Annotated in this window: 11 protein-coding genes; 8 read left to right on the top strand and 3 right to left on the bottom strand. The window is 34.7% G+C overall.

The features are described 5' to 3' along the window. Nucleotides 1-88: 88 nt before the first annotated feature. From LEP1GSC059_RS15090 to LEP1GSC059_RS15080, 3 genes are all read left to right on the top strand, one after another. Nucleotides 89-964 (top strand): alpha/beta hydrolase, encoded by an 876-nt coding sequence (locus LEP1GSC059_RS15090; protein WP_036068308.1) that lies wholly within the window; start codon nucleotides 89-91, stop codon nucleotides 962-964. A 116-nt stretch (nucleotides 965-1,080) separates the two neighbouring features. After that, on the top strand, nucleotides 1,081-1,533 hold the full coding sequence (locus tag LEP1GSC059_RS15085; RefSeq protein ID WP_002180155.1) for an FAS1-like dehydratase domain-containing protein: 453 nt from the start codon (nucleotides 1,081-1,083) through the stop codon (nucleotides 1,531-1,533). 1 nt (nucleotide 1,534) lies between these two features. Further along, a complete protein-coding gene (locus tag LEP1GSC059_RS15080) occupies nucleotides 1,535-1,951 on the top strand; it encodes a MaoC family dehydratase (RefSeq protein ID WP_017214032.1) in 417 nt (138 codons plus the stop codon). Nucleotides 1,952-1,977: 26 nt separating this feature from the next. On the opposite strand, the gene LEP1GSC059_RS15075 is transcribed toward LEP1GSC059_RS15080, so the two are convergent. Beyond that, a complete protein-coding gene (locus LEP1GSC059_RS15075) occupies nucleotides 1,978-4,059 on the bottom strand; it encodes a SpoIIE family protein phosphatase (protein ID WP_020981006.1) in 2,082 nt (693 codons plus the stop codon). Here LEP1GSC059_RS15075 and LEP1GSC059_RS24360 point away from each other — a divergent pair. Then, a complete protein-coding gene (locus LEP1GSC059_RS24360) occupies nucleotides 4,047-4,232 on the top strand; it encodes a hypothetical protein (RefSeq protein ID WP_002180171.1) in 186 nt (61 codons plus the stop codon). The two genes, LEP1GSC059_RS15075 and LEP1GSC059_RS24360, sit on opposite strands and share 13 nt — an antisense overlap. 612 nt (nucleotides 4,233-4,844) lie before the next feature. After that, nucleotides 4,845-5,615 (top strand): tetratricopeptide repeat protein, encoded by a 771-nt coding sequence (locus tag LEP1GSC059_RS15065; protein ID WP_036057776.1) that lies wholly within the window; start codon nucleotides 4,845-4,847, stop codon nucleotides 5,613-5,615. 433 nt (nucleotides 5,616-6,048) lie between these two features. Here the strand turns inward: LEP1GSC059_RS15065 and LEP1GSC059_RS15060 are convergent, their stop codons facing one another. Further along, a complete protein-coding gene (locus LEP1GSC059_RS15060; protein ID WP_002180149.1) occupies nucleotides 6,049-7,095 on the bottom strand; it encodes a 2-dehydropantoate 2-reductase in 1,047 nt (348 codons plus the stop codon). A 105-nt stretch (nucleotides 7,096-7,200) separates the two neighbouring features. On the opposite strand from LEP1GSC059_RS15060, the gene LEP1GSC059_RS15055 reads away from it, so the two are divergent. From LEP1GSC059_RS15055 to LEP1GSC059_RS15045, 3 genes are read left to right on the top strand one after another with little or no spacing between them, the layout of a single operon-like run. After that, the gene (locus tag LEP1GSC059_RS15055; protein ID WP_017214029.1) at nucleotides 7,201-8,562 is read left to right on the top strand and encodes an MBL fold metallo-hydrolase RNA specificity domain-containing protein; all 1,362 of its coding nucleotides are present in this window, start codon (nucleotides 7,201-7,203) and stop codon (nucleotides 8,560-8,562) included. A gap of 8 nt (nucleotides 8,563-8,570) precedes the next feature. Next, nucleotides 8,571-10,079: a thymidine phosphorylase family protein gene (locus LEP1GSC059_RS15050; protein ID WP_017214028.1), complete on the top strand. Its 1,509-nt coding sequence runs from the start codon at nucleotides 8,571-8,573 to the stop codon at nucleotides 10,077-10,079. A gap of 9 nt (nucleotides 10,080-10,088) precedes the next feature. Next, complete coding sequence (locus tag LEP1GSC059_RS15045; protein ID WP_017214027.1) at nucleotides 10,089-10,964, top strand: ribose-phosphate diphosphokinase; 876 nt, start codon at nucleotides 10,089-10,091, stop codon at nucleotides 10,962-10,964. Here LEP1GSC059_RS15045 and LEP1GSC059_RS15040 read toward each other — a convergent pair. Next, the gene (locus LEP1GSC059_RS15040; protein ID WP_201028170.1) at nucleotides 10,961-13,573 is read right to left on the bottom strand and encodes a SpoIIE family protein phosphatase; all 2,613 of its coding nucleotides are present in this window, start codon (nucleotides 13,571-13,573) and stop codon (nucleotides 10,961-10,963) included. The genes LEP1GSC059_RS15045 and LEP1GSC059_RS15040 overlap by 4 nt on opposite strands. Nucleotides 13,574-13,744: the final 171 nt, after the last annotated feature.

Below are 13,744 nucleotides of genomic sequence, written 5' to 3'. Positions count from 1 at the left end.
AAAAGAACCATTTCTTAGGATGAATTTTTCCTAAATGAAATTTTTTTCTCTTTTCAAAGTATCATTCGCATTTATAACACGTTTCGCTATGTCATGGATGAATTCTTACAATTTAAAAGACGATACCTTTGCGGGAAGCGGAGGATCTAAAATTTTCTATCGAACCTACCAACCCAAAGAAGGCAGGAAAGGAAACCGAGTTATCGTAGTACAACACGGAATCGGAGAACACAGCGGTCGTTATGAATTTTTAGTGGAAGCGCTTTCCGGAACTGGAACAGCGTTGTACCTAATCGATTCTCAAGGACACGGACGCTCTGAAGGAAAAAGAGGCGCGATCAATTCATTTTCAGATTTTCTTTTCGATTTAGATAAACTGATTTCAATCGCAAAAGAAAAAGAAAACATATCAAAGGTAACACTGCTCGGTCATTCGATGGGGGCCGCAATTTCCACGTTCTACGCAGAAGAAAGTACGAATCAAGGAAATCTAAACTCTCTCATCATCTCCGCACTTCCGATCCGAGTAAAAACGGATTTAGTCATGAAGGTCAAAAAAGGAATCGCTCCCTTGATGTCCGATCTTTTACCCAATCTGACCCTTCCTACAGGACTCAATATTCACTTCTTAAGTCATGATAAATCGGTAGTAGAAGCATATAGAAAAGACCCGCTCGTTCATGGAATGGCTTCCGCTTATTTAGGAAATATGCTTTTGAACAGTGAGGAACCGATTTTATCCAATGCAGGAAAAATCAAAATTCCAGTTTATATCTTTCACGGAAAAGAAGACCAAATCGCAGACTATACAGGAAGCGAAAGTTTCTTCGAAGTAGTAGGTTCTTCGGATAAGTCCATAAAAATTTACGAAGGACTTTATCACGAAACGATGAACGAACGTCTAGAAGACAGAACCAAGGTTTTAACCGATTTAAAAAAATGGTTTGAATCCCACTCAAATTAACAGACAGAACGTTTGTTCTGTTTTTCTCTAAAAAAATCATCGACCGGATTCTTCCATTTTGGTAGGATTGAATCCGGTCAAAGGCCCTTTTTAAAAACAAACCTCAGGAACTTTATATGTCAGCAAAAGGAATATCCAAAGACCTGATCGGAACCAAACTGGATCACTACGAATTTGACGTAGAAAGAGGAAAGATCCGAGAGTTCTGTCAGGCAATCGGAGAAACCAATCCGATTTATTTTGATGTAGAAGCGGCTAAAAAAGCGGGTTACGAAGATACACCCGCTCCCCCGACGTATCCAACCGTAATTCAATTTTGGGGTTATCCTAAAATTTGGCAGGATATGGAAAACATGGGAGTAGACACTTCCAGAATTCTACATTTAAAGGAAAAATACACCTATCTAAAACCGATCTATCCCGGAAAAGTTTCTTCCCAGGGAGAATGTATCAACGTCACGGTGGGCAAAATGGATACGATGACTTTTAAAACTACCATCAAAAACTCAAAAGGTGAAACGATCGTAGAACAGGAAATGTCTATCTTTATTAGAAAACCGGAGGCATAATATGAGTAAAATTGAATATGATAAAATGGAAGTAGGACAAGAGCTTCCTCCTTTAAAAACAGAAGTAATTACTCACGCAAATCTAGTGCGTTATGCGGGAGCTTCCGGAGATTTTAACCCGATTCATAACGACCCGGACTTCGCTCGCAAAACCGGATTAGATGGAACGATCGCGCACGGTATGTATGTAATGGCCCAGCTCGGAAGACTTTGTACTTCTTGGGCGGATCAAAAACAAATCAAAGAATTTGGAGTTACGTTTAAGAACATGACCAAACCAGGTCAAAAACTTACATGCACCGGAAAAATAAAACGTAAAAAAGAAGAAAACGGAGAAAAATTGATTACGGTTGTGTTAGAAGCTTCCGACGAATCCGGAGAAGTCAAATGTTCCGGTGAAATGGTAGTGATCGGCTAAAACCCAATCTTAGAAAAGAACAGGTTCTAAATCTTTTTAGTTGAATAAAATTCCACGGCTATGACGGTAATATCGTCGTAACGTGGGTTTTCTCCTCTTGTTAATTCCTCTATTTTAATAATTTCTTGGATTAAAATCTTTAACTCGCTTTCTCTTCCTTCATGAAGCGTTTTTGTAATCAGTTCCATATTATGCTGTTTTGTATTTAAGGAATCTTTCATACGATTTTCGATCAGACCATCTGAAAATAATAAAATCCTAGAACCCTCTGGGAATATAATCGTTTTGGAAACTACCTCAAGAGATTCAAACAAACCTAAAATAGGTCCGGTCTTTTGAAGTAAGGAAGGAAATTCTCCGGGTAACTGTAAAATTTGATCCGGATGTCCTGCGGATGCATAAGTAAACTCTTCTTTTTCCGTATCAATATCCCCGATCATACAAGGAAATATACTTTCCAAAGAATCGAATTTCTTTAAAAACCTAAAATTCAATTCCTTGAGAATCTGAGCTGGGTTCTCCAAATTTTTTAATTCTTCATATTCCGTTTTTAAAGCCATGGTCATCAAAGAAGCCTGTACTCCGTGACCCACGGCATCTGCGATCAATACTCTCGTTTTTCCGGGAGAAATTTCGGAAATATCCAAAAAGTCGCCCCCTACCTTTTCAAGAGGTTTATATTCGTAATAAAATCGTATTCCCGGAATATTTCGATCCAAAGGAGTTAGGATTTTTCTTTGAACGTTCTGCGCGATCTCTAATTCCCGATTGATCTGAACGATATTATCGTTCAAAACCTTGGTTCTATCCTCAATTTTTTGAACCAACTGTTCTTTCATTTCGAAAAGTTCTAAGTTGGAAGTTCTAAGATTTAAAGCCAATTCTCTAGTTTCTGCAAACTTTCTGGATCTTTCGGAAGCGAGCAAAAGGGATTGTAGAAAAACAAAAAACACGAGGGCGTAATGTGAAGTTTGAATACTTCCGGTTTTTAAAACTCTCGCATAAAAAAGATCCACAAGCACCGCGATAAAAAGAATTCCAGAACCGTAAAGAATATAAGTGTAATTTCTTTCCTTATCGAAATCGATTTTTAAAATCGTATAAAATAAATAACATATAACTATGATAATAAAATAATGATAAATAGAAATTGTCTGATTATTAAACTTCATGTCTCCAAACAAAGTCACGATGGAAAACAAAATTGAAAATACAACCCCCACATTGATAAACTTTCGACTTACATAAGGAGAAAATATAGAACTAAAAAATAAAAGAAAAAACGGAACTCCTATGGACAAGGTCAAGTGATTAATTTTATGAACCCAGGCCCAAGGAATTTGTGGAAAAAATAGCATTAGTATTTTAGAATTTATTAAAGAAGTCCTTAGACAAATAACCAAACTATACATTCCAAAATAAAGAGGAGAAACGCTGCTTCTCAAATAAAGATATTGGAATATATGATAAATTCCCATAATCAGAAGACTACTAAAAGAGAATATGTCAAAAAATAATGGAATCGCTTTCGAAACACTGGCGTAATCGGAAGCTCCGATAGAAATCGGAAGTAAAATTCCAGGCATCGTGGAAGTATAATTAGAAACAAAAATTTCGATTTGGATTTCGTCTTCCTCCGCAAAAAATAAAAAATCTCTCGGTTCAATTCTAGAAACTACCGAGTCGGCATCAACGCCGGGAGTGCCACATTCACCGATCATTTGTCCGTTGATTTTAATTCGATACGCGGATGCGATCGCTCCTAAAGATACGGAAAGAATTTTCTTTTTCCATATCTCTGGAAGAAACACTTTCAATCTGTAAGTCGCATAACCGAATTTAGGATAGGCTTGATTGCTTTTAGATTCGTTGGTCCAAGAACCGGGAACCCCTATAAATTCTACGGAATGATTTTTCTCGGATTCTTGAAGCCAACTAAATTCCCATTCTCCGTTGAGTTTAGTGTCTGGATCTTGAATTCCTCTAAGATCAATTTTACCTTGATAGGCTCTGAGTCCATCCCCCGCTTGCCACGGAGAAGAAATCATAACAAGTATGATCAATGCAAACGGACCGATTAAGAAAAAAAATATTTTTGAAAATTGCATCTCGAACTCAAATCCGTTCCAAATTAAAATTGAAATTCAGTTCAATGCCGTCAATTGCATATAGGAACAGACGCAAGATTAAACTTAAAAAATCTGTAGGATTTGTTTTTTTAGAGAATCCTGCGAGAAAAGAGGCGAGACCATTAAAAAAGATAAAATTTATTTCTAATTAAAATCAAATGAGACTAATTTAAGACTTTTTAGTGAAATTAATTCAATTAGAAAGAATGACTCATGATTATTACGTTTCAATCATAGAAATTAACTTTCATCTTATCATTTTTATAATTTAGGAATTCCTATATTTTAAGAATCAACAAGCAAATTTTAGATATCAAAAGGTTGATACTACAAATATAAGTTCTTAATTGTTAAAAACATAAAAAACAACTTTAGTAAACTTATCTCTACAATAATAACTTTCTCTATTCATCAAAACTATAGAATAGAGTTCCCAATATTTCGTATTGAAACAGGGTTTTACGATTAAAATTCGCGGTATTTAATTTATAGGAATCAGTAAAAAATCATTCCTTACTACTTCGGATGAATGACAATCGTACTAAAAGTTCCAAAGTCTACTTTATCAAAGATGTGACGTTTTTCAAAACTTGCATTTAACTCCAATTTATTGGTTTTTTGAAAGAGATCTCACATTTTGAATTAAGTTCATTTTTATACGTCCGAGTAGTAAATTTGATCGCAAGCACAAGTTTTGGAAAATCAATTCTAATCATTTTTCCGGATTGCGTTCTAAACAATCCGAGTTAGATTCAAAACAATTTATGAATCAACTTCAATCTAAATTTATCTTAACTTTGATCCTATTCGTTTTATCAGTCGCCAACTGCAATAAAAAAGAGCCAATTTCCATTTTGGAAATTAGAGATCTCATCGAAAAAGAAAATCTTGTAGAAGAACTTCGACAAGCGGAAGAAAATCTTAAACTGAAAGGTGACAACGCGGCATTACTTTATGTACGAGGTTGGATTCGTTATTTACAAAAAAACCAAAACGCCGCTATGAACGATTTTAAAAAATGTTTGAGACTTGATCCTAAGTCCTTAGATTGCAAAAGAGGGCTCGGTCTCGTATACGAATCCAATAAAGAATACAAAGAAGCCGAATTGATCTATAAAGAAGCTCTTTCTTTTGCAAAAGAAAAAGGGCCGGACTCAGAAGCTCTCATTCATGAGAATATTGGAATACTTTATCTCAGACAAAATCTTAGAAAAGAAAGTTTAGAAGAATTTCAAAACGCAATTTCACTTTCTGATAAAGGAGACGCTTATTACGGTTTTAGTTTGTGTATGATTATGGAAGGAAATTCGGAAGACGCGATCTCTTCTTTAGAAAAAGGTATTTCTAAACCGTTTCGTTCTAAAGCATTCCAATCGGAATCTCACTTTTTATTATCTAAATTCTACTTTGAAAAAAGAAAAGACATCACCAAAGCGGAATCAGAAATCAAAAAGGCGATCGAAATATTTCCTCTTCATAAAGAATACCTAAACACATTACAAATTTATATAAAAGAAAGAATTAAAAATCTTTAAAGAATTTATACCAAAAAGCAGAAACATAATATAATTTTACATATGGAATAGACAAGTCATCTAAAAAAATAACTTAACTTCGACTCAAGAACTTGAGAAAGAATTTTCTAAAAGTATGAGTCCCTACATTAGAGTTGTTGAAAAATTAATTCTCCATTCATTTCTGTTTCATAGAAACGGTCGATTAAAGCAATTTCGTTAAGCTGAGCTATGAAATTTTTAAAAAACTCTATTTTATAATTTGTTCTTAAATCGCAATTCGTGAGAGTTCCCACAGATTAAATCGCATTATAAATTTCTACATTCATTTTTTGTAATTTGAATCGGGCAATTTCCACATTTCAAAGTTTTATCGTAATGTGTGAGGGTTTCCACGTTTATTTTTATGGGAAATCAAGTTTTTATAAAATGAATCTCTTATATAGAATTTCAGTTAATTTAAATTCATCTTTAATTTTTCGGCAAGTTCTTCCGGGCTTAGATTTAAAATTTGAGGATTTAACTCCGCTTCTTTGATCAATCGTACAATTTCCCTGTTGAAAGGAGCGGGATGACCCATCACGTCCGCAAGTTTAATAATTTCCCCGTTGAGAGAATCGATTTCAGTCGGTCTCTTTTTGATCAAATCCTCCCACATAGATGATCTGGCTTGAGGATCAATCTTAACCATTCCGGATGCAATTCTAAAAAATAGAAAATCCGGAAGATCCAAGATAATAGGAGCTAAACTAGGAATCATATTTCCGGAACGAATCGGTCTAATTTCCGCAAGTCTCAAAATTTCAAGAGATTCTTTCATAAGTTTGGAAAGAATTTTTCGATAACCTCGTTTTGATATTTCCACTTTTAATGTAAGTCCAGAAAGGGCGTTTAAGGAATTGTTCAAATTAAAGATCAATTTTCCCCAAAGAATTCCAAAGATGTTTTTATGTGTGTTGATAGAAAGCCCGGCCCGTTTGAAAATCTGGACCAACGTCTGTGAACATTTAGAATCTTCGATTACTAAATTCCCACTTGTACCTCTATGAAAATGACCGTTACCTTTAGATACTACATTAAAAGGAACCATCCCGGCAAGGACTTCAACGGGAAGATCTCTCAGTTCTTTTTTTAAAATTTCCGCATTTCGAACTCCGTTTTGGAAACTGACTACAATCGGAACGGTTTGAGATTTGTTTTGTCTTTTTTCAAGAATTCCATTGAGTTCTCTGGCAAGATCTTTTGTGTCTTTGGATTTTACAGTAACTAAAAAAACATCTGCATCCGAAATATCAGTAAAAGAAGTAGTAAAAGAAATTGTGTTAGGAGGAAGAATAATTTCTTGATTTGTATAATCAGTAATTTTCGCACCGAAAGTTTTCAATTCGTTCTGAATCCTTGCTCGGCCATAGAATGTGACCGTATTTCCAGTCGCCAAAAGTTTACAACCAATGTATGTTCCAATACTTCCGGAACCTAAAATTGCAATAGAAAGATTCATCTGTTACACATCTTATTGGAATTTAAGATTTAATTCTACAACTATTGTTTGTTAGTCGGGAAAAATATGATTTTCTTTTTTGACCCTCAATACACTCTTTAAGATATGAAAATTCAAGTCCATTTTCTAGGTGCCTCGGGAACTGTAACAGGATCCAAATATCTAATTGATACGGGATCTTATAAAATTCTTGTGGATTGTGGTTTATTTCAAGGTATCAAAGAACTTAGGCTTTTAAATTGGTCTCAACTTCCTATACTACCTTCCGAAATCGATGTTATCCTTTTGACACATGGTCATCTGGATCATGTGGGTTATATTCCTAGGTTGGTCAAGCAAGGATTTCGCGGTAAAATTTTGGCGAGCTCTCCTACTTTAGAAATTACTGAAATTATTCTCAAAGATTCCGGTAAAATTCAGGAAGAAGAAGCAGATCGAGCCAATCGAGAAGGTTATTCTAAACATAAACCGGCAGTTCCATTATATAATCTTAAAGAAGCAACGGATTCTCTTCCTTATTTTCATTCCATCGAGTTGAATCGTTGGAGAGATCTTTCAGATGGAATTCGAGTTCGTTTTCAGTACAACGGACATATATTAGGAGCAACTTATATAGAATTAGAAGTATTTGGAAAATTATTCGTATTTTCGGGAGACATTGGTCGTCCCGAAGACATTCTTCTGCATCCTCCCAATCGCCCCGAAAACGCAGATTATCTTTTTATAGAAAGCACCTACGGGGACAGAATTCATCCGGCAAATTCTGAAACTAAACTTCTCGAAGTGTTAAACGAAACTTTAACAAAAGAAGGTACTGTTATTCTTCCCAGTTTCGCGGTAGAAAGGGCTCAAAGTCTTATGTATCTTCTTTGGAAATTAAAATCCACTTCTAAAATTCCCAACATTCCTATGATTTTAGATAGCCCTATAGGACGAAACGTCTTTGAAGTTTTTCAAACTCATACAAAATGGCACAAACTTTCTTCGCAGGAATGTTCTCAAATCTGGGATTATTTTCAAAAAACCGAATCAGTAAAAGATACATACAAAATTGCCGAGAATCGCTCTCCTAAAATTATTATTGCAGGCAGTGGTATGGCTACCGGTGGCAGAGTGCTTACATATCTTCAACATTATTTAGAAGATTTGAATACAACAATTTTGTTATGCGGTTTTCAAGCAATCGGCACAAGAGGGAGACAGATTCAAGACGGGAATCACGAAATCAAGATTTATGGAAAATTCTATAAAGTCAAAGCAAGAGTCTGTTTCTTAGAAGGATTATCTTCTCACGCAGATCAGAATGAAATACTACACTGGTTAGGTGAATTAAAAAGAAAACCAGAAAAGGTTTTTATCGTTCACGGCGAAAAGGGTTCATCGGACACCCTCCGAGTCAGGCTCAGCGCCCTTAAATTTACATGCGAAATTCCTAAACTATTTGATATAGTAGAACTTCATATTTAAGCAATACAATGTCAGAAAAAAACGAGCCCCTTACTCTTAAAAATCTAGGTATTGATACCAATCAGGAATATGTCGTTTTTTTACGTAGGGATTGTCCTGTTTGTACATCGGAAGGATTCGTTGCGCTCAATCGAATTGAGGTCAAAGTAGGCAGCAAAAAAATCATCGCTTCTCTAAATATTATAGAAACTGAAATTCTTCAGATTGGTCAAGTAGGCCTATCTGAAAGCGCTTGGAAAGCAATCCATGCAAAAGAAGGTGATAAAGTTATACTTTCCCATCTCCAGCCGGTCTTGTCTATGCACGACGTCAGAGCCAAAATCTATGAAAATCGCCTCAATGAAGATTCCTTTCGAAGAATCATCCAAGACATTAAAGATGAAAAATATTCTAATATTGAAATTGCGTCTTTTATAACTGCGTGTTCAGGCGATCACCTTAATTTAGAAGAGATAAAATCTCTTACCAAAGCTATGATCGGAACCGGATTAGTTTTAAAATGGAAGAATCATCCTGTAGTCGATAAACACTGCGTAGGTGGTCTTCCGGGTAACAGAACCACACCAATCGTAGTTTCTATCATCACAGCTATGGGTCTTACCTTTCCTAAAACTTCCTCCAGGGCCATCACTTCTCCGGCAGGAACAGCTGACACTCTAGAATCTATTACCAAAGTAAATTTAAACGTATCAGAAATGAAATCCGTTGTAGAACAAGAAGGAGGTTGTATCGTTTGGGGAGGATCGATCGGGCTCAGTCCGGTTGACGATATTTTAATTCGAGTAGAAAGGGCCTTAGAAGTAGACAGTGTGGGACAAATGATCGCTTCCGTATTATCCAAAAAAGCTGCTGCCGGTTCTTCACACGTAGTTATTGATATTCCAGTCGGCAAAACCGCAAAAATTCGTTCTGAAGAAGATGCAGAAAAACTGAAATATTATTTTACCGTGGTAGGAAAATCAATCGGTTTAAAAATTAAAGTTATAATCTCCGACGGCTCCCAACCAGTAGGAAGAGGAATTGGCCCTTCTTTGGAAATCAAAGATTGTATTGAAGTTTTGAATAATGATCCTTTGGCCCCTCAAGATCTAAAAAAAAGGGCATTATCAATTGCAGGTGCAATGTTGGAATTTGCACAACCACATCGATATAAAAACGGAGACGGGCTTCAAGCGGCTCTTGATATTTTAGAATCTGGTAAAGCATTTAAAAAATTCGAAAGTATTTGTAAAGCTCAAGGCGATTTTAAGATTCCCCCTACTTCTAAATTTCGTCGTGATATAGTTTCTAAAATTTCAGGAGTGGTTCTCGAAATAGACAATCGAAAAATTGCCAAAGTAGCTAGATTAGCTGGAGCACCTAACAGTGCTTCTGCGGGAGTCGACTTTCTTTCTCCTATTGGAAAAAAAATCGAAAAAGGAGATATTCTCTACACGGTTCATTCTGATTCCGAAGGAGAATTGGAATATGCTTTTGAATATATGAATTCACAAGAAAATATCATTGTAATTTCTTAAAGATCAATCATGAACAAAATTTTATTCCACTTTCCTGAAAATCCGTCTCTGGCAAAATCGATTTCGCAATTTTCGGGAATTCGAATCGGCAATGCCGAATTTGGAAGATTCCCAGACGGTGAATCTAAACTCAGAATCTTAGAAGATCTGAGCGGATCAGAAGTTTATATACTTTGTTCACTAGATCACCCAGATTCTAAAATCGTTACATTGATTTTCTTCTGCGAAACCGCTAGATCTTTAGGAGCAATAAAAATTCACCTTATAGCACCTTATCTTTGTTATATGAGACAAGATAAAATTTTCCGTTCGGGAGAAGGGATAAATGCAAAAATTTTCGCGACGCTAATTTCCCGTTATATAGATTCAATTTTGACAATCGATCCGCACCTTCATAGAATCCATAATTTAGAGGAAATTTTTAACGTCCCTTCTAAAGTTTTACATTCTACAAAACTTTTTGCAGAGTATATTCAAAATAACGTAAGTAATCCCATACTAATTGGCCCCGACAGCGAAAGCGATCAATGGGTTCGGGAAGTGGCGGATATTTACGATTTTCCTTTCACGGTACTTGAAAAAAATAGAAAAGGAGATCGAGAGGTAAATATTAGCATGCCTAAAATAGAAAAATATTTAAACCACACTCCCGTACTGATCGATGATATTATTTCTACGGGAAAAACTCTGATTCAAACGATTCTTCATTTAAAGAAGATGCAAATGTCACCTCCCGTTTGTATCTGTGTACACGGAATTTTTGCCGATAATTCATTTCAGGAATTAATGGAAAATGGCGTTCTTGTAATGATCACCACAAATTCAATTGAACATCATAGCAATGCAATTGACTTAGGGAAATTAATAGCTGATCACAAATTTTAACCGTTTTGATAATCAGAAACTAACTGTTCTAATTGTGATCGAATTTTTTGAGAGTACAAATGATCCGGATCCAAACATTCAATTTTTTCTAACAAACCAAAGACCTTTTCCTTTTCGTAGATCAAAATATAAGATTCTGCAAGATTTACAATGTTATTTAAAAAATCGGGTTCCCTTAATAGAATCCGTTCTCCTAATTCGATCGACTGATGATACCGTTTGATTTTTTTGTAAATCAAAGAAGCGTTAAATATAATTTCAACGTCCTCCGGAAATTCCGAAATCAGCTCTTCAAATAAAAAAAGCGCTTCTTCATACATTCCAATTTTATAATATACTTTAGCTAGTTCTTTTTTAAAAACTGGGGGTAGAAACTCTTGAGATATTTTGCTTTTGATATTTTCTAGATGGTAAATTGCACGTTCCCAATTTTCATCTTGTATATATTTTAAATAAGTTTCGTCCGGAAATTGAAAGGATGACAAATTTGCAACGGAACCTAAACGAACTGGTTCTTTAATATAAGTCAGCTTAACTATGCTTAAATCATCCGTCAATTCTCCATAATTTTCAAGACCTTGGACTAACAATTCTAGATCTCCTCCCGACTCCTCTACCCTTCTTAAAAATTGGCATTCGTCTTCGTTGATCAACGGTATTTCGTCTTGATCTACTCCAAGGAATATGTCATCTCTTCCATCAGAACCTACGATGATAGTATCTCCTTTTTCTAGAAAAAAAGTTTTTACCTTCATCTTACTTTCTAAACCAGTAATTCCTATTTTACGAAGTTCTAATTTACTTTCTATAAAAGTTGCAACTCCATTTCTATAAAGAACCGTAGGAGGATGTTCCGCGTTCAAAAAGAACAAAATCCCGGATTCTAAATCCACTAAACCCAAAACGACGGATACCAACATAGAACCGTCAAAGGATTCAAAAATATTTTGAAGTTCTAAAAAACATTCCTTAAGCCATAACTCAGGCGGTTTTGAGTGATAAGAAAAAACGGTTTTTGTTCTAGCTATAAAAGAACGAAATACAACGCCTAAAACTAAAGCTCCGCTCGCTCCTTGAATGGATTTTCCCATCGCATCCCCGTTTACAAAAACGAGATATTTTCTATCCTTTAAATAAATCTCATCTGCGATAATGATGTCTCCGCCGATTTCTTTTTTCCACTGCTTGAACTGAAATCTTTTTTTCTGTCTACTAAACCCTTCCAAAATTATAAAATCATTTTCTACATGATTTTGATTTAAAGGGTCCAAAATTAAAGAGGTTAAAAAATAATCTCCGTCTTGTTGAATTTTAAGTTCTCGAATTTGATCTAACGTATTTTCCAATTGTTTCGTTCTTTCTTTTACTTTTTGATCCAAGTCTAAGTTTAATTCTTCAGCCTCTTTGTGAACCCTCAAAAACCGGTTTGCCAATATAAAGACCATTCCAACTTCAAACACAAAAAAACCATATTTTAAAATTCCATAATTTTCTAAATTACTAATCAACCCCATGGAGCCGATCAGATCCAAGAGACCCGAAATCATCAAAACTAAAAAACCGAAAATCATACGAATGGCATCCGGATTTTTTAGTTTCAAAGATTCATATATTATAAAAAAAGAATATATTATAAATATAAATATAGAAAACTGCCAGATTTTCAATAGAAATAAGCAATCAGACCTGTTCGAAAAAGGAATCAGCAGAGTAAGCACAAGTGTAAAAATTTGATATAATTTAGAAATAAAACTTAATCTATACTGGAAAAACGTATTCAAAAACAAAAGAAAAAGTGAAGTTATGTTAAAAATCACCATGTATTCCAACTTCATTTGAAGAAGTGGATCTAAATCAAGTTCATAGACTGCGTTGCTTCTAAGATAGATATAAAAGGAAAAAAACGTGGAAAAAAGTCCAAAGAACAAATTATATTTTTCTTGGGGACGTTTGAAATACAATAAGAAGTGATAAAATCCAACAAATAGATATAAGAACGCAAGTATCCATCTAGGACGTTCCGATAATATCAAAACATTCCTGGACTGTAAGTCTACTACAAGAGGTGCGGAATCAAAACTGGCATATACATTCAATTCTTCTCCGACGTTAGATGATAAAATCAATCTGATTTCATTCTTTCCAATTTGAACTTTGTCCTCTGGAATCGCAAGGATCACGTGTCTTTTAAATCCGTTTTTTACGATTTTTCCGTTTAAAACAACTCCGCCACTTCCGATTTTTTCTCCGTTGAAATAAACTTCATAGACATTTGTCAATAAAGGAAAGTGGATCGAAAGCCCATCTAAGGTGAGTTTTTGAAAGTCATTTGCGGACACTTCAAAAGTTTTCAATAATGTTAAAGTATATATATCTTCAGAAAAAGAGATGAAATCCTCGGGAATCGGAAGAGATTTTATTTTTTTCCAGGAAGCGTCTTCAATAGAAACGTTTAGATTTTTTCCGGAAATTAATTTCCAATCTTTTGTGAGATCAATCGGAAATGCAAAAACCGGAGTAGATAGAAAAAATATAAAAATCCAAACAAACTGATTGTAAAATAATTTCCAATCAAATTTTATAACGTCATTTATCATTCTGGCCGTCAAAAAACCCTAAACAAGATAACAGAAGATTTTGATTTTGCAAGAATTAATAAACGACTTTCTGACTAAAATGAAAATCTACAATTTCAGTTTGAAAATCAGTTTTAAAAAAATATGTTACTTAACGTTAGTCGATTTTTTTAATGCGACAATATATTTTATGGAATAATTTTT

Source organism: Leptospira noguchii serovar Panama str. CZ214, assembly GCF_000306255.2.
Lineage (GTDB): Bacteria > Spirochaetota > Leptospiria > Leptospirales > Leptospiraceae > Leptospira > Leptospira noguchii.
Note: the sequence above shows the minus strand (reverse complement) of the source record. Positions and strands in the feature narration are given on the sequence as shown.